General features: G+C 60.7%; 24 protein-coding genes, 3 tRNA genes and 1 pseudogene. 14 read left to right on the forward strand and 14 right to left on the reverse strand.

Translation table 11 applies throughout. From position 1 onward, the window contains the following. The first annotated feature begins 27 nt into the window (after window positions 1-27). From uvrC to ABD002_RS03545, 5 genes are all read left to right on the forward strand, one after another. A complete protein-coding gene (gene uvrC / locus ABD002_RS03525) occupies window positions 28-1857 on the forward strand; it encodes an excinuclease ABC subunit UvrC (protein ID WP_343787222.1) in 1830 nt (609 codons plus the stop codon). Between the two features lie 25 nt (window positions 1858-1882). After that, window positions 1883-2443, forward strand: coding sequence for a CDP-diacylglycerol--glycerol-3-phosphate 3-phosphatidyltransferase (gene pgsA, locus ABD002_RS03530; RefSeq protein ID WP_343787808.1), 561 nt, complete (start codon window positions 1883-1885; stop codon window positions 2441-2443). Window positions 2444-2572: 129 nt separating this feature from the next. Continuing rightward, window positions 2573-2648: transfer RNA gene (locus ABD002_RS03535), tRNA-Gly, on the forward strand. Between the two features lie 121 nt (window positions 2649-2769). After that, window positions 2770-2843 (forward strand) — tRNA-Cys (locus tag ABD002_RS03540). A gap of 76 nt (window positions 2844-2919) precedes the next feature. Beyond that, on the forward strand, window positions 2920-4275 hold the full coding sequence (locus tag ABD002_RS03545; RefSeq protein ID WP_343787224.1) for a tyrosine-type recombinase/integrase: 1356 nt from the start codon (window positions 2920-2922) through the stop codon (window positions 4273-4275). 343 nt (window positions 4276-4618) lie between these two features. Here the strand turns inward: ABD002_RS03545 and ABD002_RS03550 are convergent, their stop codons facing one another. The 5 genes from ABD002_RS03550 to ABD002_RS03570 form a co-directional block, all read right to left on the reverse strand. Then, window positions 4619-5026: a hypothetical protein gene (locus ABD002_RS03550; protein WP_343787226.1), complete on the reverse strand. Its 408-nt coding sequence runs from the start codon at window positions 5024-5026 to the stop codon at window positions 4619-4621. 129 nt (window positions 5027-5155) lie between these two features. Then, on the reverse strand, window positions 5156-5362 hold the full coding sequence (locus ABD002_RS03555) for a hypothetical protein (RefSeq protein WP_343787228.1): 207 nt from the start codon (window positions 5360-5362) through the stop codon (window positions 5156-5158). Beyond that, window positions 5359-5571 carry a helix-turn-helix transcriptional regulator gene (locus ABD002_RS03560; RefSeq protein ID WP_343787230.1) on the reverse strand — a complete coding sequence of 71 codons (213 nt, stop codon included), beginning with the start codon at window positions 5569-5571 and terminating at the stop codon, window positions 5359-5361. Before ABD002_RS03560 ends, ABD002_RS03555 begins: the two co-directional genes overlap by 4 nt. Before the next feature lie 103 nt (window positions 5572-5674). Continuing rightward, window positions 5675-6472 (reverse strand): hypothetical protein, encoded by a 798-nt coding sequence (locus ABD002_RS03565; RefSeq protein ID WP_343787232.1) that lies wholly within the window; start codon window positions 6470-6472, stop codon window positions 5675-5677. Between the two features lie 154 nt (window positions 6473-6626). Beyond that, window positions 6627-6881: a hypothetical protein gene (locus ABD002_RS03570; RefSeq protein ID WP_343787234.1), complete on the reverse strand. Its 255-nt coding sequence runs from the start codon at window positions 6879-6881 to the stop codon at window positions 6627-6629. On the opposite strand from ABD002_RS03570, the gene ABD002_RS19630 reads away from it, so the two are divergent. Continuing rightward, window positions 6880-7377 carry a hypothetical protein gene (locus ABD002_RS19630; protein ID WP_379988970.1) on the forward strand — a complete coding sequence of 166 codons (498 nt, stop codon included), beginning with the start codon at window positions 6880-6882 and terminating at the stop codon, window positions 7375-7377. The two genes, ABD002_RS03570 and ABD002_RS19630, sit on opposite strands and share 2 nt — an antisense overlap. A 206-nt stretch (window positions 7378-7583) precedes the next feature. Here ABD002_RS19630 and ABD002_RS03580 read toward each other — a convergent pair whose 3' ends face one another. The 3 genes from ABD002_RS03580 to ABD002_RS03590 form a co-directional block, all read right to left on the reverse strand. Next, window positions 7584-9689, reverse strand: a complete 2106-nt coding sequence (locus ABD002_RS03580; protein ID WP_343787236.1) for an ATP-dependent nuclease — start codon at window positions 9687-9689, stop codon at window positions 7584-7586. Beyond that, window positions 9679-11454, reverse strand: coding sequence for a reverse transcriptase family protein (locus ABD002_RS03585; RefSeq protein ID WP_343787238.1), 1776 nt, complete (start codon window positions 11452-11454; stop codon window positions 9679-9681). Before ABD002_RS03585 ends, ABD002_RS03580 begins: the two co-directional genes overlap by 11 nt. Window positions 11455-12002: 548 nt before the next feature. Continuing rightward, on the reverse strand, window positions 12003-12974 hold the full coding sequence (locus ABD002_RS03590) for a tetratricopeptide repeat protein (protein ID WP_343787240.1): 972 nt from the start codon (window positions 12972-12974) through the stop codon (window positions 12003-12005). Between the two features lie 188 nt (window positions 12975-13162). Between ABD002_RS03590 and ABD002_RS03595 the strand changes: the two genes are divergently transcribed. The 3 genes from ABD002_RS03595 to ABD002_RS03605 all read left to right on the forward strand — a co-directional run bounded on the left by ABD002_RS03595 (window position 13163) and on the right by ABD002_RS03605 (window position 15349). Further along, window positions 13163-13453 carry a helix-turn-helix domain-containing protein gene (locus ABD002_RS03595; RefSeq protein ID WP_343787242.1) on the forward strand — a complete coding sequence of 97 codons (291 nt, stop codon included), beginning with the start codon at window positions 13163-13165 and terminating at the stop codon, window positions 13451-13453. Window positions 13454-14076: 623 nt separating this feature from the next. After that, window positions 14077-14382 carry a hypothetical protein gene (locus ABD002_RS03600; RefSeq protein WP_343787244.1) on the forward strand — a complete coding sequence of 102 codons (306 nt, stop codon included), beginning with the start codon at window positions 14077-14079 and terminating at the stop codon, window positions 14380-14382. Window positions 14383-14476: 94 nt separating this feature from the next. Further along, on the forward strand, window positions 14477-15349 hold the full coding sequence (locus ABD002_RS03605; RefSeq protein WP_343787246.1) for a hypothetical protein: 873 nt from the start codon (window positions 14477-14479) through the stop codon (window positions 15347-15349). Here ABD002_RS03605 and ABD002_RS03610 read toward each other — a convergent pair. The 4 genes from ABD002_RS03610 to ABD002_RS03625 form a co-directional block, all read right to left on the reverse strand. After that, window positions 15325-15774, reverse strand: coding sequence for a hypothetical protein (locus ABD002_RS03610; RefSeq protein ID WP_343787248.1), 450 nt, complete (start codon window positions 15772-15774; stop codon window positions 15325-15327). The genes ABD002_RS03605 and ABD002_RS03610 overlap by 25 nt on opposite strands. 47 nt (window positions 15775-15821) lie before the next feature. Further along, window positions 15822-16043, reverse strand: a complete 222-nt coding sequence (locus ABD002_RS03615; RefSeq protein ID WP_343787250.1) for a hypothetical protein — start codon at window positions 16041-16043, stop codon at window positions 15822-15824. A 140-nt stretch (window positions 16044-16183) separates the two neighbouring features. Beyond that, on the reverse strand, window positions 16184-18037 hold the full coding sequence (locus ABD002_RS03620) for a S8 family serine peptidase (protein WP_343787252.1): 1854 nt from the start codon (window positions 18035-18037) through the stop codon (window positions 16184-16186). After that, a complete protein-coding gene (locus ABD002_RS03625) occupies window positions 17952-19109 on the reverse strand; it encodes a hypothetical protein (RefSeq protein WP_343787254.1) in 1158 nt (385 codons plus the stop codon). The genes ABD002_RS03620 and ABD002_RS03625 overlap by 86 nt, the downstream gene beginning before the upstream one ends. 545 nt (window positions 19110-19654) lie before the next feature. On the opposite strand from ABD002_RS03625, the pseudogene ABD002_RS03630 reads away from it, so the two are divergent. Together ABD002_RS03630 and ABD002_RS03635 are read left to right on the forward strand one after the other, a co-directional pair. Beyond that, a pseudogene (locus ABD002_RS03630) lies at window positions 19655-19901 on the forward strand (IS1 family transposase); the annotation flags it as partial. Window positions 19902-19957: 56 nt separating this feature from the next. After that, window positions 19958-20116, forward strand: a complete 159-nt coding sequence (locus ABD002_RS03635) for a hypothetical protein (protein ID WP_343787256.1) — start codon at window positions 19958-19960, stop codon at window positions 20114-20116. Window positions 20117-20517: 401 nt separating this feature from the next. On the opposite strand, the gene ABD002_RS03640 is transcribed toward ABD002_RS03635, so the two are convergent. Further along, window positions 20518-21135, reverse strand: coding sequence for a phosphatase PAP2 family protein (locus ABD002_RS03640; protein ID WP_343787259.1), 618 nt, complete (start codon window positions 21133-21135; stop codon window positions 20518-20520). Window positions 21136-21328: 193 nt separating this feature from the next. Here ABD002_RS03640 and ABD002_RS03645 point away from each other — a divergent pair. Then, window positions 21329-21415, forward strand: a tRNA-Leu gene (locus tag ABD002_RS03645). 65 nt (window positions 21416-21480) lie between these two features. On the opposite strand, the gene ABD002_RS03650 is transcribed toward ABD002_RS03645, so the two are convergent. After that, complete coding sequence (locus ABD002_RS03650) at window positions 21481-22449, reverse strand: DUF2268 domain-containing putative Zn-dependent protease (RefSeq protein ID WP_343787261.1); 969 nt, start codon at window positions 22447-22449, stop codon at window positions 21481-21483. A 577-nt stretch (window positions 22450-23026) separates the two neighbouring features. Here ABD002_RS03650 and ABD002_RS03655 point away from each other — a divergent pair. Then, window positions 23027-24118 (forward strand): glycosyltransferase family 9 protein, encoded by a 1092-nt coding sequence (locus ABD002_RS03655; RefSeq protein ID WP_343787263.1) that lies wholly within the window; start codon window positions 23027-23029, stop codon window positions 24116-24118. A gap of 240 nt (window positions 24119-24358) precedes the next feature. After that, window positions 24359-24640, forward strand: coding sequence for a hypothetical protein (locus ABD002_RS03660; protein ID WP_343787265.1), 282 nt, complete (start codon window positions 24359-24361; stop codon window positions 24638-24640). The last annotated feature ends 216 nt before the right edge of the window (window positions 24641-24856 follow it).

Consider the following 24856-nt stretch of genomic DNA (forward strand, 5'->3'; position numbering starts at 1 on the left):
CGTGACCGAACCCCTTACTATTCGCGCATGCAGGAATCTTCCACGTCTCCCACGGCTTTCGAAGGCAAGGTCTTCGTCAGCACGCTGACCGGTTCACCCGGCGTCTACCGCATGTTCAACGCGGGCGACGAACTGCTCTACGTCGGCAAGGCCGGCAACCTGAAGAAGCGAGTCGGCAGCTACTTCCTGAAGCCGAAGATGGACCCGCGCATTGCCGCGATGGTCGCGCAGATTGCGCGCATGGAGACCACGGTCACGCGCACCGAGGCTGAGGCGCTGCTGCTCGAGGCGCAACTGATCAAGTCGCTGAAGCCGCGCTACAACATCGTGCTGCGCGACGACAAGAGCTATCCGTACATCCACCTGACAGCCGGCGACTTTCCGCGGCTCGCGTTCCATCGCGGCACGCGCTCCGGCGGCGGCAGGTATTTCGGGCCGTTCCCGAGCGCGGGTGCGGTGCGCGAGAGCCTCGACCTGATCCAGAAGCTGTTCAAGATCCGCAACTGCGAGGACAGCTATTTCCGCAACCGATCGCGGCCGTGCCTGCAGTACCAGATCAACCGCTGCACCGCGCCGTGCGTCGGTCTCGTGTCGATTCCCGACTATGCCGAGAACGTGCGCCACGCCGAGATGTTCCTCGACGGCCGCGGCGGCGCGGTGATGGACGAACTCGTCGCATCGATGGAGCGCGCCAGCGCCACGCTCGCGTTCGAGCGCGCCGCGCAGATCCGCGACCAGATAGCCGCGGTCAAGCGCGTGCAGGCGCATCACTACGTGCAGGGCGCCAGCGCCGACATGGATGTGATCGCCTGTACGATCCGCGGCGGCATCGCTTGCGTCAGCGTGCTGTTCTTCCGCAACGGCGTGAGTCTCGGTTCGCGCGACTTCTTTCCGCGCCTGGCCGGGGCGGCCGACGAGGTTGCAGTGGTCGGTTCGTTCATCGCGCAGTACTACCTAGAGCGCCCGGTGCCGGCCGAGCTGATCGTCAGCCACGCACCGGAAGATGCTGCGCCGCTGGCCGAGGCGCTGTCCGACCGCTCCGGGCACGGCGTCGAGATCAAGGCCAGCGTGCGCAGCGAGCGCGCGCGTTTCCTCGACCTTGCGCACCGCAACGCCGACGCCGCCCTGGCCGCGCGACTGGCCAGCCGGCAGACCCTGCTTGCGCGCTTCGAGGCGCTGCGCGACCTGCTCGAACTCGATGAAACACCGCAGCGCATCGAATGCTTCGACATCAGCCACACGATGGGTGAGGCGACCGTCGCGTCCTGCGTGGTATTTGGCCCGGAAGGGCCCGAGAAATCCCAATACCGCCGCTTCAACATCACCGGCATCACTCCGGGCGACGACTACGCAGCGATGCGCCAGGCGCTGGAAAGACGCTACAAGCGTGTCCAGGGCGGGGAAGGGAGGCTCCCGGACCTGCTGCTGATCGATGGCGGCAAGGGTCAGGTGCAGCAGGCGGTCGATGTGCTGAATGAACTGGGTGTCGAGGGCGTGCCGATCGTCGGCGTCGCCAAGGGCGAGGCGAGGAAAGCCGGCGATGAGACCTTGATCCTGGGCCGTTCCGGCCGCACCCTCTGGCCGGGGCCGGAATCGCTGGCGTCGCACCTGATCCAGGCGGTGCGTGACGAAGCGCACCGTTTCGCGATCACCGGCCACCGCGGCCGCCGCGAGAAGGCGCGTGAGGCCAGCAGTCTCGAGGAGATCGCCGGCGTCGGCGCACGCAGGCGTTCGGCTCTGCTCAGGCATTTCGGCGGCCTCAGCGGACTTTCAAAGGCCGGTATCGAGGAACTCATGCAAGTGAAAGGAATCAGTCGAGAGTTGGCCGAGCGCATTTATGCGACCTTCCATGGATGATGAGGCACCCGAGAACGGCAAACCGATGCACATCACGATACCGACCGCGCTGACCCTGTTCCGCATCCTGCTGCTGCCGGTGATGGTGCTGGTGTTCTATGCGCCGTTCCGCGGCGCGAACATCGCGGCGGCGGCGATCTTCATCGCGGCCGCAGTCACCGACTGGCTGGACGGCTGGGTCGCGCGCCGCTACGACATGGGTTCGGCGTTCGGCGCATTCCTGGACCCCGTCGCGGACAAGCTGATGGTCGCGGTCACGCTGTTCCTGCTCGTGCAGGACAATCACACACCGCTGATGGCGGTCACCAGCGCGGTCATCGTTGGACGCGAGATCAGCATCTCCGCGCTGCGCGAGTGGATGGCCGGGATCGGCGCGCACGCCACCGTGCGCGTGGCGACGATCGGCAAGGTGAAGACGGTCATGCAGATCGTCGCGATCGTCGTGTTGCTTTACCAGCACGATCTGGAGAGCCTGCGGCCGTTCTACCTCGGTGAAACGCTGCTGGTCATAGCGGCGGTATTGACGATCTGGTCCGGGCTGCAATACGTGCGCGCGGCGTGGCCGGTGTTGCGGCGACAGCGCTGACACTTGCATAGGCGGCTTTGCAGGCCGCTGCACCATCACTTCTCCACCCGATTGCCGCATATCTTTTTGCACGAAAAGTGCCGACCGGGGTTGACACCCGCGGAGCAAACCGTAATATGCGCGTCCCACGCGGGAATAGCTCAGTTGGTAGAGCACGACCTTGCCAAGGTCGGGGTCGCGAGTTCGAGTCTCGTTTCCCGCTCCAGATTGCAGACGAAGCCCCGGTTCGCCGGGGCTTTGTTTTTTTCTGCATCATCGTTGATGATTCGCCAAGATTGCACACAGCGGGCACGCCACGGATTGGGCGCGGCACGCAACAAGTCACCGGCCTGGTGGCAGAGTGGTCATGCAGCGGCCTGCAAAGCCGTGTACGCCGGTTCGATTCCGACCCAGGCCTCCAAACAGTAGTCCGGCACCGTCCGCAGAAGTCCATCAACCCCGCATAGCAGCGGGGTTTTTTGTGCCTGTCGTGTCCGGTGCCGTCCGACGTCGTCCGCTTGAATCCGGGGGCACATGGGGGCACATTAGGGGGCACATGCCCCCAGCGGTGGGGGCACAAAGTGGGGGCACAAATGGCTGCTACGCCCAAGACCCTGACCGCCGTTGCTGCGAGCAAGGCCAAGCCGCGTGAAAGAACCTACCGGCTGGCTGCTGGCGAGGGCCTTTATCTCGAAGTAGTACCGTCGGGGGCAAAGTACTGGCGCTGGAAGTACCGCCATGCCGGCAAGGAGAAGCGGATCGCGCTCGGCGTGTTTCCCGAGGTCGCGCTCGCCGATGCGCGGCAGCGACGCGACGAAGAACGAGCGAAGTTGCGCGAAGGCGTGGATCCGCTGGCGCAACGCAAGGCAAGGAAACTTGCCGCGCACCTTGCTGCCGAGAACAGCTTCGAGGCGATCGCGAACGAATGGCTGGAGACGAAGGTCGGCGAGTGGGTGCCGGCCACGGGCGCGAGGGTTCGCGCTTGGCTCGATCAGCACGTGAATCCATGGATCGGTGCAAAGCCGATTGCCGAACTCGAAGCCCCCGAACTGCTCGCCATGCTGCGGAAGGTCGTCAAGCGCGGCACGCTGGACACGGCGGGACGTATCCGGGAAACCCTCAGCACGATTTTCCGCTATGCCATCGCCACGGGCCGAGCGAAGCGAGATCCTGCTGCTGATCTTCGCGACGCACTGCCGAAGCCCGATTCCAGGAACTTCGCCGCCATCACCGAACCTGCCGCCGTTGCCGAGTTGCTGCGCGCGATTGAGGGCTTCCAGGGGCAGCCGGTCACGCTCGCGGCGCTGCGACTTGCACCGCTCCTGTTCCAGCGCCCAGGCGAGTTGCGTGCGGCGGAATGGTCCGAGATCGACCTTGATGCGGGCGAGTGGCGCATCCCGGCTAGCCGTCGCAAATTGAGCAAGGCCGCGAAAGAGAATCCGCGCACGCCCCCGCATATCGTGCCGCTGTCGAAACAGGCAGTGGCGATCCTGCGCGAGCTGCATCGCCTGACCGGCACCAGCCGTCTGGTGTTTCCCGGAGTGCGAGATTCGCGCCGCCCCATGTCCGAGAACACCGTGAACGCTGGACTGCGCCGGCTTGGCTACACGACCGAGCAGATGACAGGCCACGGATTCCGGCACATGGCATCAACGCGCCTGAACGAGCTCGGCTGGAATCCTGACGCGATCGAGCGCCAGCTCTCGCACCGCGACCGGGATTCGATCCGCGGCACGTACAACCTTGCGCAGTACATGGCCGAGCGCCGGAAGATGATGCAGGCGTGGGCCGATTACCTAGACGCGCTGCGAACGGGCGCGATCGTAGTCCCGATCAAAAGGAAGGCTCGATAGTCGATAAGCCCAGCAACGGGCCGGCACAACGTACAGCACGCACGGCCCAAGCTCGAAGCGTCGAATGGCGCCGCTGCGGCTGTTCCAACCGGGGGCGCGCTTAGCAGCAGCGAGAGCGGTCCGCACGTCATCGGGTAGCGGTAGGGGCATCGTGTCCATTCCTGCAGTGCCTTGGTAGATTCTTAGAAGGAGCCCGATAGTCGGGGCACAAAACAGGTCGAAACGTGCGATTTAAGACCGATGGTCGGGGCACAACACCCCGATGATCGGGGCGATAATTCGAACTCTCGCCCCGATGATCGGGACAGTGCGCCCCAATGGTGGGGGTGGCGTTTTGTTTCGATCATGCCGCCAGCACCCGCGCGCGTTGCTTCCATGTGTTCGATGGAACCAAGTTTGCGCGCACGTCCAGTTTGCCGCCGCATTCGTCTATCGGCAGCCACGTAACCGCGTACAGGGTCGGGGCGTGCAAGCCGCCTTGCCGGGTTTGTTCGATCATACCGGCCGCGAGCAATTCGCGTAGAGCGCGCTGCAGCGTGTCCTTCGATTTCCAGCCGCGCCCTTTCATCCGCGACCATGGCGCGGCAAGGTCGCCGTTGTTGTGCCCGCGATACTGCGCGCCCATATCCAGCAGCAGGGCGCGCGCCTTGAACGAGAGCCCGCAATATCGGGGGCTGTCCAGTACCTCGACGGGAAACCGGAAAAACCATCCGTCGGTGCGTCGTCCCTTGAAACGCTCTCTCGTGCGCATCCTTGTTCAACCTCCGTTATATCCCATTCGCACGCTCCGCAGCCGGCGTTGCTCGATACCGACCAATGCACCGGGAAGCCGGTGCGTCTGCGCTGCCTGCATGGGCGGTGCATTGGCGCCGGGAACCGGTCATGGCGTCATCCTCTGGCGCGCGGTGTCGATCAGATCCGCGGCCTCGACGATGCCGGGCAAAGGGTCATCGGTCAGGAGTGCATAGCGGTCCAATTGTTCGCGCGCCGCATCAATGGCAACGCGGACCAGGAACAGCGCTGCTGTTTCCGCAGCACTACACGCGCGCACGTGCGCGCGACGGGGTGGGAAAAGTAGGTGATTCATGCCGCAGCCTTTGCATCACGTTCGGCGATTCTGTCGGCGATCCAATCATCCACCTCATGCTCAAGCCATGCGGACGCACGCTCACTGAGTTTGATGTGCGCGGGGAACCGACCTTCGGATTCCAGTTTGTACAACTGGCTCCGACTCAGGCCAGTTCGTGTTCGGACTTCGGGGAGTCGGATGACCCTGAGTTCTGGTGACGACGGCATCGCTTCACCTCGGACTTCCTTCGACCGCGCCGGCTGGCAACGGCGGCTACCGGATGAGTAGCGACGCCATGATTCCCGCTGAGCCGTCCCTAGTCGGCCCCCATTAAATCGGCGACTTCTTGTTCAGCAGTTTCTCAACTTGCCTCCATGCCCAATTAGCTTGCGCTTCATACTTCATCTCGGTCCAAGCGCGCTCCACAGTCTTCTTTGACACGTTCTTGGCGCGCGCGACCTTTGAAATGGCCCCCTCACGCGTGCGGTTGTCCTTAAGGGGTAGGCTTTCGTTTTCCCTGCAGGTGTGCACGCTGATCGCAAGCTCTAGAGCCTTCTTGCCATCGCTCCGGGGCCGCGCCCTGCGAGGTGTCAGCCCCAGAGCTGACCCAGCATGCCGAGGATTCTCCATACATCGTCTGAGCGCATCGGCAAGGAAGTGGGCCAGGTTCGCTGGGAGGTATTGACCGGATTGAAGCGCGTGGCTCGAAAACGTCAGCACCGCACGCGCTGCAAACATGTCGCGCTTCTCCGCGCGATCGATGAGGAACCCAAAGAAACGGGTGAGGGTTTCAGGCCAAGCGACATTTTTCGACATCAGGTCAGCCGCGAGCCTGAGTAACCTAGACACCGCGCGCTCATTCCACCGATTAGCAGAAAAAATCACGCGCTTGGACCAAGTTGCCATAGCATCGATTGCCCACTGCTGGTCGCGAACGGACGACAGGTCAAAGTCCTCAGGCAGGATGAGGCATTGGGCCGCCGTGGTTAGTGCTTCGATCGCTTGCTGCTCGTCCGGATTGAGGACGCGCTTCGCTGGCTTGTCTTGCCGATGATCGAGCACGCGAGGCTTCTTGCGGGACATCGCTCGCTCCCGAACTTCAGGGGAATATTTGACGGGTTTGCTCATCGCTCCATCCTCTCAAGAGTTGGAGCCTCCGAGAAAGCCGGGGCGGTTCACTTGTTTGGGGTTTCCGTGCCATGAAACCCAAGTAAAAAACCCCATTGTGCTGCATATCAAAGCATGCACGAATCCGCGATCCAGAAATGTTCGGATCTGACGGTTAAAATGGAGTGGTTTGGGGCGGGACCGGACAGCATGGCGGCGGCGCCGGTGCGGTGTCGCGGCCTACTTGATTCGGCGCCTTGCCTGCGGCCAGCGCCTTGTTCTCTTCCGCCACCTTGTTCATGTACTCCAGCAACCCCGTGAACCGAAGGTCCCCGTCCTTCTTGAACGCCTCCGGCGTCGACCAGCGCGCCTTCGCCTTGGCGAAGTTGCGCTCCCGGATCGCCTTCAACAACCGGGGGGCGTGAATCATGGGTTGCCTCCTCAGTCCCGATGCCGACACGCTTCCTAAGCCGCCGTGGGGTGCGCGCAAGGAAGCCTACCTGCACCACCTTCGCGAGGTTGATGAGGCGACCTTGCTCGTGTCGGCCTGCGACAAGCTCCACAACGCCCGCGCGATCGTGGCCGACGTCCGCGCGCTCGGGCCGGCGGTGTTTCAGCGCTTCAAAGCCGGTCGGGACGGCACGCTCTGGTACTACCGCGAACTCGTCCGCACCTTCGCCGCGCGGGGTGCAGCGCCCGCACGTGAACTTGCGCTCGCGTTGGAGGATATGGGACGACTGGCCGGCGCACCGGACGCCTCGCCGTTGCTGGCCTCTCTCGACACACGACAGAAGGCACTGTTGGCAACCTACCTCCGTACACGAGGCGGGATTGCAGGGGGCGCTGGGCGACGCTGGGCGCGTTTTGGCAACCCTTTCCGGGATGCACCAGCCGGTGCTGGCGACTGTTGGTTCGTTAACGGATGATGTGGCCACCGCCGTGCTTCGCCCGATCGGAAGCAGAAGGGAAGATGTGCGCGTACGATCTTTGCGACCGTTGTGCCAAAACGCTGCGTGATTGCATATGCTGGTGCCGGCTAGGACGTAACCCAGGCCACTGCCGCCATGGAGGCGAGTAGCGGCCTAATTCCGGCGGATGCGCGAGCGGCGGGTGCGACTGCGTATGCGTTCGCTCAGGCGTCCCGAAAAAGCTCTTCGAATACTTCTTCGAGCTCGGATCGCCGTCCCTGCGACAAGCCCGGGCATAAAGCCAGAGCAGCGGCCCGGTCGACGACGAGAGCAGCAGCGCGCAGTGCACAGTCGGGTTTAGGTCCGGATCGATTGGCCAGAGCCGGGTAATAGTCCTCAATCGCCCCGCGTGAAAGAACGCAGACTCCGCGGCGCCGCAGCTCATCCAGAAGGTCGACTAGGGCATTGTGCGCGTCCTCGTCTACGAGGCACGCCTTTAGGCGGCCGGTATCGGCTCCCCAGACGAAAAGCTCATCGAGCAGACGAAGTTGTTCGGCAGTGGCCGCGCCAGCAGTGGCCTGAATGTCGCGCAGTGTCGTTCGTGCGAGCTCCCATTTTTGCTTCCACGTCTCCTTGCGAACGTGGTCCTTGATTTGTTCGCCGTTCGGCTCCGGACGAATAGCGAGAGCATCGACTCGCACATCGATGGCTTGAATGGCGGTCGCTCTTAAGGCAGCGGCGGCGGCTCCGCCGTTCAAGTGTTGGAAGCCCTCAAACAAAGTATCGAGGTCGGCAACTATCTTGACTTCGATGCCGAAAGCCTCAAAAAACGCACGGTACTTGGCAAAGTTGCCCTTGCCAGAGACGCGAACCATGGCGATGTTCTTCGCACGGAAATCCCATTGCTCGTCGAGCTTCTTCGCGACATGGGCGCAGAAAAAATCGTCCGACTCGCCTTCGAACAGGACGACACGTCGGCTGAAGAATGCCGCATCCGCGTTTTCAAACCGTGCCAACCTGAAGGTCTCGGCTTGCGGCTCATTCAAATCGATGGCAACGGGAAACAGCTCGCCCACGGGCTTGGGGTTGGCGTTCCTCTTGGCGACCCGCACGAAGCTCGCCGTCACCCCCGGGGCAAAGAACAATGGGGAGTGCGTGGAGACCGCGACCTGATGTGTTTCTGAAATGCGCGCCAGGGTGTTGAAAAGAATGCGTTGAGACCTGGGATGTAGGTACAGCTCCGGCTCTTCAAAGAGGAATAGCAAGGGTCGCTCCGCCGCAGCATCGGCTTCGTCCCTGGGCTCTTGAGAAGAATGCTGGACGTATGCCTGGAGAAGACAGAACGTCAAAGTGCGCTTGATGCCGTCACCTTTGTTGTCGACCAAATCCTTCGAACCGTCGTCGATGAAAATCTGTGCTGAGTTGAGTATCGTTTTCAACTCTGGTGGCGGCACGTGAAGCTGGACTTTCACCTGCGGGAAGTTTTCGCGGAGCAGCGACTCCACCAGCGACTCCAACGACCTGACCTTGGCATGGCGTCTGTCCTCCTGCGCGCCGCCCCCGTCCGTACGGTTGAAGAGTGTGTTGAGAGACGCTAGCGCTGCGTTAATCTGATGGAGGTCCAGCTCCATATCGTCCATCAGAAGTCCGAGCAGACGACCGAACGACGTCGACTGGGTCGTCTTCATGTCGTCTGCGAGGTTCTTGACCGCCGGAATGTAGATGGGCTCGGGAAGCAGCGTGGTTATCGACGGGCCGATCCCTGACCGCAGCGGGGCCTCTCGCGTTTCCATCTCCTCGGCGGGCAACGTTTTGATGTGCATGGCTAGGCATTCTTTTGCGGCGCCCATGGCCCAGTTCTGAGGCGGATTTGCGACCTCGGGATAGGCGGTAACGAAAGCCTCCCGGAGGGCGGCCCCTCTGCGGTTACCGATTGCAGCCGTGATGCCATCCGGAAGAAACCGAGGGTCGCGGGGAACCCTTTGAATCTCCCGCACCTCGACGTGCTCATTTGGCGGGTAGCGCACAACAAGGCTCAGACGCCCATCCTCTACGAGGTCCGTGATTTTGGCTCGGTGCTCTTCCACCAGCCTGCGCAGATGCGATTCCGTGACGCCGCTGAAGTTCAGTCGGAAAACAATGGGAAGGGCGGCGTCGTAGTGGAGGCCCAGCGGCAGCTTCGCGGGTCTATTGAGAGCGTGAACGATGGCCTGAAGAACCGTCGACTTACCGGCATTGTTCTCACCGATGAGGCACGCAAACTTTTTGGGTTCGAACGACGCGCTCTGTAGCCCCTTGAAGTTCGAAATGTCGATGCGCTCAAGTTTCACGGTTCGACCTCAGCGCCGAAGGGACCCGTTTCGAACGATCATCCAGGCTATCCGCATGAAAGGGTGTTCTGCGTGAGTAATAGCGCCCCGTATCGACGTCGTGAATAAGCGTGAAGCGGTCGCGCAGGCGTTCGAACTGGACCAGAGCGACCGAAGCGGCGCCCGACTCCGTTTGGTTGCCACCGTATTCCTTCACGTACGTGCCGAGAACTCCGAGCATGAAGTCAGGCAAAGAAATCGCGGCGCACTCCTTGCCGACAAAGACCACGTCGGGCAACACAGCGGGGCGTGGAATATTTGCGACTTTCCTCAACTCGTAGACCTGGACCACGGCCTTTTCGACATCAGCTTTTACGATGAAGGGTGCGTCTTCGACGCGGAGCGCGAGTTTCCCGCGGTCAGCGCGGCCGCAGATGTTGGCAAAGCCCCATCGGAAAGCGCGAAGGTAGGTCGCAGCCTTCTCCTCGCCGGACTCGCTCGCCAGTTCAGCAATACCAACCAGCACGCGCATAGGTATTGTCGGCAACCGTTCGATAAACTTTGCCTTGAGCAGAGGATGGGTGTCGGCGTAATGAAGACCTCGCTTGACAATGTCGCCCTTTTTCCCTGGCGCAAAGGCGTCGGCCAGGTATGCGTCCCGTGTTTCGTTTACTGCGGCATCGACAGGCTTTTCATCTTCATACAGCGCAAATGCCACCGCGATGAAACGCTTCCCCCTCGCTTCGAAAATAGTTTCGTCCACTGCGGCAAAGTAGGCGCGCCGTTCCTTGCCGTAGTCGCTACCGACGCTGGGCACCACATCGTCGCGAGCCTGGAGCCGCTCCCACGTCAGCCGGAAATCGAACCTCGTGCCCCTTTCGATGTGGGACACGTAGCGCACCATGCCGTCGAGGCGGTTGACGCCCTCGCCTAGCTTTTTCCCGCATCGGAGGAGATGGTCCTCGATTGAATATTTGGCGCTGTAGTACAGCTCCTGCCGGAGCCTCCGCTTCATTTTCTTCGGTACGTGCGGTCGCAAAATGTCCTGGATGCTCAGTCCGGTAACGAAATGTGCTTGGCCGCGCTTGGTCAGACGGTACTTCTTTTCAGCGACGGAGAAGCCTTCCGCCTCCAGGGCGCGCGCCACTTGAGCAAGCGTGGGCACAGCATCGCCGGAAAACGTCATGTCGTCGGCATATCGGGTGTAAGTAGCACCGGTTTCAGCAGCCAAACTCAAAAGGCGGGCATCGAGACTTCGGCATGCCAGATTGGCGACCAGCGGACTGGCGCTGAGGCCGGGAACGAGCGCGCCGTTGAAACACAAGACGCGGCTCAGCACGTGAGCGCATTCGAGCTTAAGGCCGATGGACATCAACACGTCCGCAACGCGTGGTTGCGGGATGGACGGAAAGAAATCGGCTATATCAACCCGCAAGAGGAGTGGGTTGCCCTTGTGCTGGTCCGCATTCTCTAGCGTGGACCGCTTCCGAACGAAACCGTAGCAACACTCTGGGGGAAACGAAGGGTCTCGGTGGGACGCGTAGGCCGACAGGCGGCGGTTGATGGTTTTATGGACCTGGCGCAGCTCTTCCGTGGCAGGCTCGAACACGACGCGCGCCTGGCCTTTTCGGTGGCTACTGCGTTTTGGGATGGCGTGGCGGCGGTAGTAGGGAGCTATGTCCGATGACGCCAACGCGGCGAGAAGGTCAGCGTGAATGCCCAGAGCCGCGGCGAGGTGCTCTGCCGTCTGGCAAGCGCTCAAGTCGACGATGAAGGACTTTTCCATGAGAGAGGGCGGCCGGGACCAGGACGAGCAACCAGTACCTTGCGGGCGGGTGCGACTCGCACCCCAAACCATGGCGGCGGCCGCCCTGCGCAATGGTAGCGCGTTCCCGTCCGCCAGCGGGCTTCTTGCTGAAGCCGCCACAACAGTATCTGCCTCAGTGCCTCCACTCCCTGCGCTTGAGACAGGTTCTTGGCTTCTCGGCGACGCTTGCCCCACACTTTTTTTCAGGAGTGCAACTGCGGCCCCTAAGCGGAAGTAGCCTCTAGCATTTAATGAGAGGCTGCGTAGCCGTCTTGGGCAAGGCGACGTGCGAGCCCCCGAATCCGCCGGAGCATAACGCGAACGAACGAGAAAGGAGGCGGCGTCACAGCTACAGAACGACTGCTCGCGGAGTTCTGCGAAAGATCGTTTCTAAAGCTCTGGAGCTATCCGAACCCATACAAGGACGACGGGCATGAGCTTTTCTCCAACGTGCATCTGCCCGCAGACACGAAGAGGCGGCACATTTTGACCTGACCACGGGTGGCACTTTGGATGGCTGTCAGGGACTAATGGCAAGAGACCTCGTTGCCAACTGCCTCGCAAGTCTTTGTGGTCCCGTCTGAGTAGTTTATTTGGGTCGTATTTCCGATACGGGTGCTGGTCCATTCGCGCCCATCGGAATTGCGTCCATGACCTACATCTCCAACGTACTGGATTGTCCACGTCTTACCGTTCGAGTCCCAACCTGATACGGTGTCGCCGATTCGCTGCTGCTGCCATGTCGTACCATCCGGGCGACTCCCATAGGTGGTATTGCCGACGTTTCGGAACGTTGTATTTGGCGTCGGCACGGGTTGGTTTGGCGCCACTCCCGTAAAAGCTCCTGATGATCCGGTTGGTGCGGGAGAAGTTGCTTTCGGCGCCGAGAACCCTCCAACGGGGCCGGAGTACGTATTGGCCGTGGACGAAGGGGCATTGCGACTGGCGGAATAGCCTATTGCAGCTCCCAGAAATGCCGTCGTGACGTCTCTAGCGATCTCGGCAGAATGCCGAGCTTTCGCTTGCTGCTCGGCGACCGCTTGGTTGTATAGATCGGGAGGAGGGGCAACCATCCCTAGGCCCCTGAGGTTTTGTCGCGCGAGTTCGTTGCCCCAACGGGCAGCCGTCTCATACCAATATTGCGCGAGCTTGAGATTCTGGGGTGTTCCTAGGCCGTGCTGGTGATACCAGCCTAGGTTCCGCATGCCTGTCGGATTTCCACTCTTAGCTGCCAACTCATACCAGTAGAAGGCCACATTTATATTTTTTGGCTTCCCAGCGCTAGGGCAGCCTTTCTCAAAGAAGTACCCCATATTATTTTGTGCAGCCGCGATACCTTTCAATGCGAGCGGCATCCATTTATCGAATGCGGCTTTGCAATCACCCGCTTGGAAGTTCGCAAGCCCCTCATTGATTCTAGTCGTGGCAGTTGAGCAGCCAACAAGTGCTGCCATCACACTCGTGATGCCAATGGCACAAGGGCTTGAATGGATCTTCATATCCCCCTCCTTACAGATAATTGCGGGTTACGTCAGCGCTGGTGCGCAAGCGCGGTCGTCACGCTGGCCACTACACATGAGTCGATCTGTGACGAGATGGAACACGCGTGAGGTGTGTTACATGATACCGCTTTTTCCGGTAAAGCGGAAATGTGAATAGCTTCGACAGCCGCCTCCGTGGAGCGGCCATGCCGAAGACCATCTACCGGGAAGAACACCGCCTTCTCTCCGAGCTTTTGAGGGAACTGCGCGAACAGGCGGGACTTACGCAGGCCGACCTGTCTCCGTTGCTGGGTCGGCCGCAGAACCGCATTAGCGACTTCGAGCGAGGCGGGCGACGGGTCGACGTAATCGAGTTTCTCGACTTCTGCGAGGCGGTTGGTGCAGACCCGCTTGAGGTATTGCGACGGTTGCGCCAAAGGCTTCGCCAGCGAGGTGAGACGCCGCACCAAAGTAAGCGAGGTTCGAAGCGCTCATAGTATGCCTTGGGATCTATACTCCGACGCTAGGCCCTTGCCGGAAGGTCGAAACATCTGCCTATGCGACACAGGTACGCACGCTGTGACGTCTAAACAATGGCGTGGCCTCGTGGCCGATCGGGGCCTGCTGGGCGCAGCCGGATACGTCGTCTTTGAGTTGCTGTTCAGCCTTCGCCCCTTGATGGCGGCGGCCGGGTCGTCGATTCCTTCGAAAGCTTTGAGCTTGCTCTCTGCGGTCTCGGCACGTTCCCGGTGCTGCTTTGCTTCGGCGTTACGTGCCTGGATCGTCGCGACGGTGCCGGCTGCGTTGAAAGGCGACTCCTTGCCATCCTCATGGATGTAAACCGGGTGCCCGTCTTGCAGGACCGCGTGACCTTGCTCGTCGAGCTTGAGCCTCATGGAATCCTCTCGGCCGTTGTGCGATGGCCGTCTGGCCGGAACGCCGCGCACGCGTCCGCGCCCGCAGCTATGGCAAGAGAATTGGAGGGGACGGGGTCCCGCCTTAAAAAGGGGCAGGCAACAGCGTGACCGGTCAACGGCTTGATGGGATCGACGACGAAGCGTGTATAAAGAGCATCAAATGCCCACTGTTATCTTGTGAACCCAACACTTTGGATGCCGACATGAATGACGAAGCACGTGGCGCTTTGCTCGTACAGCAAGAGAAACTCGAAGCATCGATCGTAAAAATGAAGGCCAACTTGGCGAGGCTAGGTAGTAACCTAAAGGTCATGGGCAACGCACTCATCGATAGCCCGGAGCAGGTAGGTTTTTCCAACGCTCCACAGCCTCACGGAAGTAATCCGTTACGCGTCGTGCTATTTGACTGGAATGAATTTCCAGACAAGGTTTCAATTTCGGACAAGGTCCATGAGCTACGTGATGAGGTGCAGCAGCTCGAAAACGTTCGACGCCAGCTTGGGCGATAGCGCACACCACCAAGGATGCCGTCAAAGGTTGTTGGGCTGTTGAGCCGGACGGTGTGGTGTCGTCATGAGCCAGTGACTGCGCGGAAGGGGGCAAATGGATCAGGAGGCCGCGGGTAAAAATGAGTTTTTGCACTACGACGACTGGAAATGTTGGGCCGCGAATTTCGATCCGTGGCTAGATGAGCATTTTCACTCAAGTGTGCTACGCCATTTCAATGAAAATGTGCAACCCGATTGGCTACGCTGGCTCGATAGCGAACAATCGAAACTCACAGGCGATGCCTCCTCGGGAGCCGAACTTTTTCGCGAAGCACTAATAAGGCGCTATCAAGGTATTCGCCTCTACCACGCGACCAGGCTCACGGACCTAAATGTGCTTCGGGATCACGGCTTAAGTGCTTGGTCGTCTCAGCAGTTGCGAGAACGTGCCGAACAGGTCTTCTCGCATGAAGAGCCAGAGAGGTCTCGACTCCAAGAGGCGATCAGACGTGCTCTTCCCGATGATCGAGGGGGTCTCGTCTACACATTCCGAATGCTAAAGGATGCATTTCCTGGGAAATGTGTTTGCTTCTCCAGAAACGGATCCGAATGGATGGAAGCGGTGGCAAATGAGCTAGGACTTGCTGGATATGTGGAGCGCGTGCGAAAGGAGATGCGAGGCTACTTGATAGCGTGCGATGTGCCTTGGCAGCTACTCGATTCCGACAAGCTGCGATTGCTAGCCAAGGAAGCGTTGGAGACAGTGATTACACGTCGGTTCTTCGATGTGGAACAGTACGCGATTCCGTCCTGCGACAGCGAATGCGTTGCGCTTAGTCAGTCGATTCCAAGTGAGAACATCACAGCGGTAGCGGATGTTGAACCGCTGATGGGCATGGAGGAGTTGACCGCTGATTCGCTCGAATGGATCAGCTTCACGCACTGGGGGCGGCAATATGAGAATCAAATAATTGGTGTTGCCCGATAGCCGGCGCATTTGAGCCTCAGCGTTGCCCGACGGCCTTTACCCGTCGTAAGTCGTATTTTTAATACAAGCGGCTTCTCGTCAAATATCACGTGCTTGTCGTAGTTGTCGAGATCAAACGTGATTCTCACTTCGTCATGTTCGGAAAAATTGTTAGGAGTTATTGCGGTAAAAATTCCTTTTGTTGAGACCAATTCCGCATATCGACACTGACCGCCAGTGCATTTGAAGAAGAATGTTCCCTCCGCTCTAACGAAACTTCTGACTTTCTCAGAGTACTCTCTTGCCCATCTCGGAGTTCCGGCATCAATTCCATTTGGCTCTTGTACAAGCGTTGGAACATCATCTCTCGGAGCCGAGAGCAGTTCGAACACTTTCACGGCAGGGGAAAGTATAGCTTTCGCGATGGTTGCGAATTGATCGTACATGTCCGTTCCCGTTTTCGAACTCCGAGACATCGTAAGCGGCGACAGGCTTAGTGATTCGCCGCCCTGAGTTCAGCAAGCGTGAGAGTCTGCTCCCTCTGGCCGATCAGGTCGGCGAATGTGATCGTGCCTATGCGGTACAGCTCAGCGCGCCCCTTGCCGAGCATTGCATCCTGTTGTGTAGTCGTGTGCCGCGCGAGGAATTGCGCGAAGCTGTCTCGCTGCGGGCCGCCATCTGCCGGCGATCCAGTCAACGAACTGAGATAGTTCACTGGGCACTCGACGCGTAAGGGCCGCGCGTACGCGCGCAGACGTGCTAAGGCTCTGGCTTCTAAGGATAGCGTCTGGACCACGTAGAATCTCTAAAGAGACAGGGCGATCACGGACCAGCTTGAGGGCTTTCTCTTCGCTTCTATGGAAGCTCAAACCCGTTCCTGAAAAGAACGTCGGCGCCGCATCGGGAGGCGCCATACGGTCCTCCGACACACGGATCGCTGGTTTCCAGGCCCACCATCGGAATCTTGACCGCATCAGATGTGCCGTCGCCATTGGAGCTCGCGTGGAACGGATCGGTGCCGACCACATACTCAAAGCCATCCGGCAATCCGTCGCCGTCTGTGTCAGTGGCGGGATACGCGTACCCAAGCACCTTGTTGCTGCCGGCCGGGTAGGTCGTCGTGTAGCCCGCGGCCTCGAACGTACTGCGTTCGCTTTCGAGGAACGTCGCACAATCATTGATCGCCGTATTGCACTCTCGATAGAACTTCTGTGCCGCAGGTGGAATGCACTGCGGCTCGGGCGTGCAGGTCTGGTAGATGTAGCCCTGGATCGTTCGCAGGTTGTAGCCATCAGCATGTGCCTGCTGGATGTCCGCCACCGTCGTGACCAGCATGAAGTCGTCGTGAGCCGCCGTGAATTGCTTGTCCATCAGGTAGAGCGGCACCAGCGCTGGCCATTCATTGCGTGGCTTGAATTCGGTGGTCATGACGTAGACCGAAGCGAGAGGCGCCGCAATGATGCCCAGGGAGGAATCGTATGGGAAGGTCGTGTAGTTGGGCACTGGGCTGCCCTGCGGCGCATACGCTTGCGGGGAAGTGATGATCAACCCGGCCGCGAACTGGGGCGACGTGGTATCGGCGTAGTCCTGGGAGCCTGCGCTGTATAGACGAAACAACGGTGTCACGCGGTTGCGAACCGTGACGCCGTCCACCGTACCAAGCACCTTGCGTGCCGCTGCCGCAGCGTCAGGGTGGCCATATCCGAATTTGGGATCCCAACCAAGACCTGCCTGCGCCTCGGCGGTCGTTGATGTGAGCACGGAACGAATGGTGCCAGAAGCGGTAGGCGTCGCTCCCATAGCGACGAGAGGGTTGATCGATCGCAAGATGCCGACGACACCCGAAACTTGCGGGGCTGACATCGATGTGCCTGTGCACCAGCCGACGCCATTGCCGAATCCAGGGCCCGGAAATTGATCACCGCATTTGAGGAGGGGACTCCAGTTGTAACCAGGATACGTTGTTGACCACACGGATTGCGCCGACCCCATCAGCTCCTGCCTGCCGATATAGCTGCTGAGGTCCGAGAAGTTCGATCCACATTGTGAAAGACCAAAGGGAGACGGCGGGCAGGTCGGATACAGATCCCAAAAAGCGATGGTGGCGTCGTGCTGGAAACCTCCTGCCGAGATCACGCGAGGATCCTCTGCCGGGAAGTCAAGGTGTTGTCGACCGTTGCCAGATGAAGCGACGATGGCCACATCACGATTGGTGGCGTTGGCGATTGCTTGGCACATGGGATTCGTCGGGTAGCTGAAGCAATAGTCGTAGTACGACACGGAGACGCCGAAGCTCAGATTGGCGACCTGAGAGCCGTGGTCACCTGCGTGCGTCAGGGCGGTGGTTTGGGCGTTACCGTTAGGCTGGAGTACGACTGTGTGCGTACGCGCGGCGCAAAATGCGTAGGCAACTTTCCACATCGCAATGCCGCAGTGTTTGCAGGTCCCTTGGACGCCAAGGCCCGCGCTACCATTTGCGGCTATAAGGCCTGCCACATGGGTTCCGTGTCCCGCAATAGTGGGCGGGAGGTTCGGGTTGTTCACAGGATCAGGATTGCAGGCAGTATCGGAAACGGGCATCGGCCGAAGCTCATCAACGTTGGGACTGGTATTTGGCGACGACTCAAGCCCGTCGATACTGATGTCCGAGGAGTCGATGGGTATGAAGTTGCCGCCGACGTATTGGCCCGTGCTCGAAAACTGCTGCAATGCAGGATGGTTGACGTAGAGCCCGGTGTTGATGTCCGCGATCAGTGAGTACCCCCCCCCCCGCGAGTTGCCAAGCAGCGTCGATATTGAGGTCGGTTCTCCCGTACTGGTTGAGATTCAACGGGTCATTGCCGACGACGCTGAAGCTCGTGAGGGAAGCAGACGAAAAATCCATCGACAGCGGTACATACGCCGAGAGAACGTACGGATCCGACTGCAACGCCGACAAGGCAGAGGCGAGATTGGTGCCCGCCGGATAGAGAACAACGACGTAGCGTTCCAGCTGCGCACGAACAGAGTTTGGGTGCGCCTGCAAGCGCGCCAGAAAATCGCCGGTTGCGCGTGGGGTCAGTAGGTAGGTGACCTGCTGAGGATTTCCGACCGTCAGCCCTTGCAGGGGTGGCGGCCCTGCCTGTTGCAGTTGCTTTGAGCTGTAGTAGGCCACCAGCTGGTCGGCCGTCGGTGCACCGGATGCCGTGCTCACCAGAAGCTGGATGGTTTGACTGGGTTGCGGATCCTGAGCGCGTGCTCCGAGAGATAGGAGCGCCAGCGCGACAAGCGGCAGCCCCAGCCGCTGCGAGCGCAAAGCCCAAGCTGCAAAGCCAATCAAGGCAAACAGGAGGATCGATAGCGCTGCACCTCCTAACGTGGGCAGGGCAACAGGAGTGGGCGGAGGAGCGGTGACTGTGAAGGGCAAGACACCTAAGGTCTGCTGAACGTTGTTTCCGATGAAATCGGTGTAGCGCCAAATCACTGTTACGGTGTAAGAGCCGATCGCATAGCTCCCTATCGGGATCGTTTCAGTACCAACGCCGAAGACGCAAAACAATGGATCATCGCTGTGCGCACCCGTAGACACGAGGGTGATCGCATTGCCCAGTTGAGTGACGACGGGCAAAACCGGGCTCCCGGTGAAGGCATCGCACTGACCACCGTAGACGTTGACGGAGACCGTATCGCTCGGTGTTGGATGCGCTGGCGTGAGGTACGGGGGATTGAGAAACGCGTGCGCGGATTGCGCGGAGAAGGCAAAAAAAAGCGCCAACATGGGCGCAACGCAACGCTTGAACATGTCCGCTCCTGGTCAGTTCGCGAAGGTAATTCTGTGATCTTTATAACTATACACCTGCCGCGTTGCCAGCCCACGATAGTACATGCCCACCGCCGGTGTTTCTGCCGCGCCTCGCTCCCTGGTCCGCCTGATCTACACGGGCACCCTCCCTCGGCGTTAACTACGCGCGCGAGGTGCTGTGTGAAACGCGACCGCAATCTCTTGTGTGCTAGCTCCGCTGCAGTCGTCGAAGCAAGCGCGAGATCACTCAGGCGTCAGATATAGCTCTTTCGCTCGGCTGGGGGTGAGACTCACAACAACGCTGCCCGTCCATCGATCAACACGAAAGACGCGCGCAGGTTCTTCCTGGGCTGCTGTGCTGACGATCACTTCGTATCGGGTGATCCATGCGAGCCACACCAGCGTCGCGCAACAAAGGACAAGCCAAGCGTATTTCATGGGCGCCCCTTCACTGAGATCGGCCACGTTGAGCCTACACGATCAAGTCGGCATCTGTGCCTCGACCATTGTCGCGGCATCCGACGCAAGATGTCGCCGGCGACGTGACTATGCGTCGGTTCACCCGGCTAACGAATGGCTTCTCGAAAAAGATCCAGAACCACATTCACGCGATCTCGCTGCACTTCATGTACTACAATTTTGCGCGTATCCATAAGTCGCTGCGTGTGACGCCAGCGATGGCCGCCGGGGTGTCCGACCATGTCTGGTCGCTGGAGGAAATCGCGGCGCTGGTGCCGGAGCCGGCGAGCACCGCCCGGTCCCTACAAGAAGCGAGTGGCGGACGCTCCTTGATTGGGCATACGCTTTCTGGGTCGATGCCTAGGGCGCCTCGCGAGGGAGAGGAACGAATGCGTGCATATCAGAACAATCAGAACCTGGACGATCTGTGCCAGCAACGTGATCACGCAAAGCAAGAAGTTGAGAGGTTGAAAGCCGAGCTAAAGCTCGCGGAAGCCGAGGTGACACGGCTGGATGAGGAAGTCAGTCAGCTAGAACAACGCGTCTAGCACCGGTTCGATCGGCCGATTTCAAACTGACGCGCTGCCGCCAAACTTTGCTAGTAGTACGGAAGGTCGCGATCGTCGAGTATCGCGTATTGCGCGGCAAGGTTTGACGATCCGGGTTTAACCAAGCATCAACGTGCTCGGGCTTGATCGCTGTGAGACCGGTATGAGTACAAACGCTCGGAAAATTTGTCAGGCTGGGGGCACAACTGGGGGCATCTATCGGATTATAGTTAATAAATCTATAAAGTAATCATATATTTATATAGACTATTCGATTCCGACCCAGGTACGAAACCCGCCGCGGCGGGTTTTTTGTTGACTCTATTTCAGCGCGCCAAGCGGCCCCCGTTCTGCACGCCCCGACATGCATACGAATTGATTCGACACGCCGTGCGTGCGGCTCAAAAACTCTTGCGAATGCCGACGTAGAACCCGCCAGGCAGCACGCTGAGGATCAACGGATGCTCGCGACGCTCGGCGTACCAGCCGAAGCCGACACCGATTGCGGCGCCGACGAGCACATCGCTCTGCCAGTGCCCGCGCACTTTGACTCGCGCTATCGCGTCGTAGAGCGGCAGCAGCGCGAGTGCGTAGACCGCCGGATGCTCGTCGCCGTAGGCCAGGATGTAGGGTGTGACCGCGGCCGAGATGAACGCGACCTCTCCGCTCGGGAAGCTCTGGTTTCCGCCGCCCTGGAAGAACTTTCCGGGGTCGGCGGTCTTCGATGGCCGCTCGCGCGAGAAGCTCCATTTCATGACCTGAGTCGTGCCGGCCGCGAACACGCTGGCGTCGAGCGCGCGCCACGAGGTGTCGCCGTAGGTATCTTCGCCGCCGAACCACAGAGCGCTGCCGATCACGGTGATCGCGGTTGCAGCCTCGAGATCCTGCTGCACGCTGCGCTTCCAGATGCCGCTGTTGTCGTATGCGACGCGGTGGTCGATGCCGAATGGGCCGCCGGCTGGGGCGAGGCCTGGAGCCAGACCGAGTACGGACGCCAGCAGGATGGATTGAATCTTCATGGCGGGACCCCTCGCATGGCGTGCCTGCACATAGGGCACAACGGGACCGCGCGAGCAGCCTAGCAGATGCCGACGGGCGAATCCTTAAGGTCGCGGGTTCGCCGGTCGTCCTGTGGCGAACCCGCCTGCGATGGTCCGATCGCGTCCAAGCCGTTACCATCCCGGCGCGGTTCGACAACCGTTCCGACGCGCCGCCCGGGTGGCGAAATCGGTAGACGCAAGAGACTTAAAATCTCTCGGGGGCAACCCCATCCCGGTTCGATTCCGGGTCCGGGCACCAAACGTCGCAAACCGATGTGCCGCTCGGCACGTTTCGGCTTCGCTACGCGTGAACAGGATGATGGGCTAACCACCCGATGCGTCTGTCTGATGCAACACGATGCCTGGATACCAGCCGCTCTTGGCGAGGAATTCCTTGGGATCCTTCATATCCAGGATCTCGCGAATGGCACGGCGCTTGTCACTTGCGTGTTCGTAATAGGATTTGGCGATGCGATAGCCGACCCAATAGCCGAGGTCGCCCGGCTTGGTCAGCGTGCCGTTGTAGAGCCATTTGGAAAGATCGGTCTCGTTCTCGTCGGCGACGAACGCCGTCTCAATCGCTTTTTCGCGGCCTTTCGTGATCGCCTTGAGGTCGGTGGAGGAAACGCTGCCGGATGTCAGTTCGGCCGTGAATTCGGCTGCGCCTTCGATCAGCGACTCCTCGATGACCGTTGGCTTCTCATCGTCATAGAGTGCCGGAGACGCGATGGCTTGTTGGACATGCGCATATTCATGCGCGACCACGTGCACGAAGCGATCCTCGAGATTGGGCTCCATCCACGTCACGGCGCAAAGGGCTTCAAGACCGATCATGACGCCCGTGGCATCGGTCACGCCCACAGGCTTGCCCCGTCCGATAGCGATGGTCACCGGCGGGAATTGCGCCTCGGGGTAGAGGTGCCCCAGATTGTGCAGGGCCGTCGCCACACGCTTGCGCCCCGTTGGCAGCACGGCCATGCAGCGCTTGGCATCGGCATAGATGTCCGGATACTTGGTCATGGCCGCTGCGATCGAGGCGCCGGTGACGTTGCGCAATTGGGCCATGCGATGAAGCCCTGCCGAGCCAGGATCGAGATATTCGTGCTGCAACTGCTCGGCGGTGGGATGTCCGTTCGTCGCATCGTAGAGCTTGTAGAAGGCGGCCACATCTTCGATATGAATGACCGGACCGTCTGGCAGATCGGACGCGATAGAAGCTGCGCTACCCGCCCACCCCGAGATCACCGGAAGAATCAGGGCGTTCACTACGACCATCACGTGAGCGTGTTTCATATTTCCTTCCCTAGCGGATTGTTTGGTTGGGCCACGGCTCGAGGACGTTGGACGCACTTGATAAAAACGCTGGCTGCGTCGTCGGCACCGTCAGTCTGACAGCGATTGCGAGGCCGTTGGTTTACGGGACAGGCGATATCATGATGGCAGGGGTTCCGGCAAATGCTGCTTCCTCGGCCTGGCGGGGAGCGTTCCATGTGCGAAAAGCTATCCGCGTCTACCTGGCCTGCGCGTGTTGGTTCGACGCGATGAGTCAGTCCTGTCCGGCGCGCGCGTTGGCTATCCGGCGCGGGCCGTTGTTCGCGCAATCCATGAATGTAACAAGACCTGACATGCGGCAGCACCAGTGCAGAATGTTGCGCCGAGACCATGCGCTGGGGCGATGCGGATGGCGTGCCATGCTTCCGCCCGGTCCGCACGACGTGTACGGTATGCGATTGTTCATCGCACGGCACCCGTGCTGGATTAACCTTCGCCGCTCCTCCTGTCGCGTGCGTAGGCAACGTTTCGTGCGACGCGGCCTCTGGAACGACCTTGGTTGCCGGATACTCCCTTGACGCAAAGAGAAATCAGCGCCGTGGTTGTCCGTTTCGGACGTCTCGGCGACACCGTGCTGCTGCAGCCGTTGCTGCACCACCTGCATCGACGCTACGGGCTGCCGTGCACGCTGCTGGCGCGCGGCACATGGCCGGTGCCGCTGTATGCAGGGCATGCGGACGTCGCGCGCGTCATCCAGTTGCGGGACGGACACCGCCCCCTCGCACTCAGTCCGGAACGCTGGCGCGCGATCGTCAGCCTGCGCCGCCTGCGTGATGCACCGGTATACGTCTGCGAGCCGGAACCGCGCGCCTTGCTCAAGATCAGGCGAATGCTGGCGCTTGCCGGCATCAGGCGCGAAAACTGCGTGTTCCTGTCCGAGATGGAGACCCGGGAGGGTGAACATTGGGTCGACAGGTTGCTGCGCTTCGGAGCGCGTACCCCGGACGCCTTCCGCGACAGCCGCGATCATGCCGGAACGGAGGTCGTATCGGCAGCGCCTGTCTTGCAGGTGGACGATGCGGACCGCGCCGATTGCGCTGCATGGCTGCACGCGAGTGGACTGGCTGGCGCCCCGTTGGTATTGCTGCAGCCGGCGAACAAAGGGACCGTGCGCTGGAACGGTGTGCGCGGAGCCGAGGACGACCGATGGTGGCCGGTGGATCGCTGGGCGCAACTCGCGCGTGCAATCCGCACCGCCCTACCCGCATCGCGGGTGCTGCTGTGCGGGGCGCCGCATGAAGCGGCCTGGCTGCACGATATCCGCAAGGCGGCGGCAGAAGCGGGGATCGAGGTGGTCGCCGATGCGCTGCCGCTGCGGCGGCTGATGGCCTTGCTGGAGATTGCGCACAGCATGATTTCGGTCGACACGGGTCCGGCCCACGTGGCGGCGGCGCTGGGTTGTCCGCTGGTGGTGCTGTTCGGCAGCGCGTCGCCGGAGCAGTGGAGGCCGCGTAGTGCCACCGGCAGCGACGTGCATGAAGTGGGTGGCCCTGCGCGCGGCGGGCGCGTCGATGCACTCGATGTCGACGACGTGCTTGCCGCGTGGCGAACGCTTCATGCACGCAGTGTTCCCGTTTACCGCCAGGCGGGATCTGTCCGCGTGCCGGCGGAAGCGGTGCCGCGCATCTGATCGTGCCACCGCAGTGGTGGTACCGCCGTTCCTGACCGTCGTGTCGGCGCCGTCGGCGGTGCCGACGGCTCTCGGTGCGAAGACAAATCGCCGCGTACGAGAATTCCTACGCGTGCGGGTGGCGGCTTCGCACGGGAAATCGTTCCAAACCCGGCGACAACACCAGGGCAGGAGCGTAGGCTCGCCGTGGTCGACTCCGTAGTGTGATTGGCAGCCGCACGGACTTGCGATACCGGAAGGATGCCGGGCGATGGGCGAGTCGACAGAGAGGGCAAGATGATTGTCAAGCGCATCCCGGATACGCTGTCCGCAGGCAGCATCCTGGAGCAAGCAAAAGCGGCCTGCGCGCAGTTGTGCCAACCTGGCCAGATGCGTCGACGCGACGACCTGCTCGCGCGCGCCCAGTTGATCCACGCGGCGATCTCGACGCGAAAACGGTTCAAGGCGCTGTACGAGCGCAGCCAGGAACTTCAAAGCGCGCTGGATCGATTCAAGGCCCACCGTGAGGCGAGGCGCGCGTGAGCGCCCGGATGCGCGAAGGCCTTTCGCAGGGCTTGGCGTTGGGCGTCGTGCTCGTCTGCATCGCGATGATGGCGACCTTGCTGTACCTCGCCCCGTATTGATCGAGCGGCGTGCGCGGGTTGCTGATTCAGACACTGCCGAAGATCAGCGGGCACGTCGAGGATGCCGGAACAGCAGGGGATTCCCCCGGGCTTTGCGAGGGAGGCAGTAGAAGTC

It is taken from the genome of Dokdonella soli, assembly GCF_039523175.1.
Taxonomy (GTDB): Bacteria; Pseudomonadota; Gammaproteobacteria; order Xanthomonadales; family Rhodanobacteraceae; genus Dokdonella_A; species Dokdonella_A soli.

Excerpts from the sequence above, each read along its gene's own strand:
- ABD002_RS03560 (WP_343787230.1), bottom strand. The coding sequence starts at position 5,571 with ATGCCGTCGTCACCAGAACTCAGGGTCATCCGACTCCCCGAAGTCCGA.
- ABD002_RS03635 (WP_343787256.1), top strand. The coding sequence starts at position 19,958 with ATGCGTGCATATCAGAACAATCAGAACCTGGACGATCTGTGCCAGCAA.
- ABD002_RS03610 (WP_343787248.1), bottom strand. The coding sequence starts at position 15,774 with ATGTACGATCAATTCGCAACCATCGCGAAAGCTATACTTTCCCCTGCC.
- ABD002_RS03550 (WP_343787226.1), bottom strand. The coding sequence starts at position 5,026 with ATGCGCACGAGAGAGCGTTTCAAGGGACGACGCACCGACGGATGGTTT.
- ABD002_RS03590 (WP_343787240.1), bottom strand. The coding sequence starts at position 12,974 with ATGAAGATCCATTCAAGCCCTTGTGCCATTGGCATCACGAGTGTGATG.
- ABD002_RS19630 (WP_379988970.1), top strand. The coding sequence starts at position 6,880 with ATGGGTTGCCTCCTCAGTCCCGATGCCGACACGCTTCCTAAGCCGCCG.
- ABD002_RS03555 (WP_343787228.1), bottom strand. The coding sequence starts at position 5,362 with ATGAATCACCTACTTTTCCCACCCCGTCGCGCGCACGTGCGCGCGTGT.
- ABD002_RS03600 (WP_343787244.1), top strand. The coding sequence starts at position 14,077 with ATGAATGACGAAGCACGTGGCGCTTTGCTCGTACAGCAAGAGAAACTC.
- pgsA (WP_343787808.1), top strand. The coding sequence starts at position 1,883 with ATGCACATCACGATACCGACCGCGCTGACCCTGTTCCGCATCCTGCTG.
- ABD002_RS03585 (WP_343787238.1), bottom strand. The coding sequence starts at position 11,454 with ATGGAAAAGTCCTTCATCGTCGACTTGAGCGCTTGCCAGACGGCAGAG.
- ABD002_RS03605 (WP_343787246.1), top strand. The coding sequence starts at position 14,477 with ATGGATCAGGAGGCCGCGGGTAAAAATGAGTTTTTGCACTACGACGAC.
- ABD002_RS03565 (WP_343787232.1), bottom strand. The coding sequence starts at position 6,472 with ATGAGCAAACCCGTCAAATATTCCCCTGAAGTTCGGGAGCGAGCGATG.
- ABD002_RS03660 (WP_343787265.1), top strand. The coding sequence starts at position 24,359 with ATGCCGGGCGATGGGCGAGTCGACAGAGAGGGCAAGATGATTGTCAAG.
- ABD002_RS03625 (WP_343787254.1), bottom strand. The coding sequence starts at position 19,109 with ATGTTCAAGCGTTGCGTTGCGCCCATGTTGGCGCTTTTTTTTGCCTTC.
- ABD002_RS03640 (WP_343787259.1), bottom strand. The coding sequence starts at position 21,135 with ATGAAGATTCAATCCATCCTGCTGGCGTCCGTACTCGGTCTGGCTCCA.
- ABD002_RS03570 (WP_343787234.1), bottom strand. The coding sequence starts at position 6,881 with ATGATTCACGCCCCCCGGTTGTTGAAGGCGATCCGGGAGCGCAACTTC.
- ABD002_RS03650 (WP_343787261.1), bottom strand. The coding sequence starts at position 22,449 with ATGAAACACGCTCACGTGATGGTCGTAGTGAACGCCCTGATTCTTCCG.
- uvrC (WP_343787222.1), top strand. The coding sequence starts at position 28 with ATGCAGGAATCTTCCACGTCTCCCACGGCTTTCGAAGGCAAGGTCTTC.
- ABD002_RS03595 (WP_343787242.1), top strand. The coding sequence starts at position 13,163 with ATGCCGAAGACCATCTACCGGGAAGAACACCGCCTTCTCTCCGAGCTT.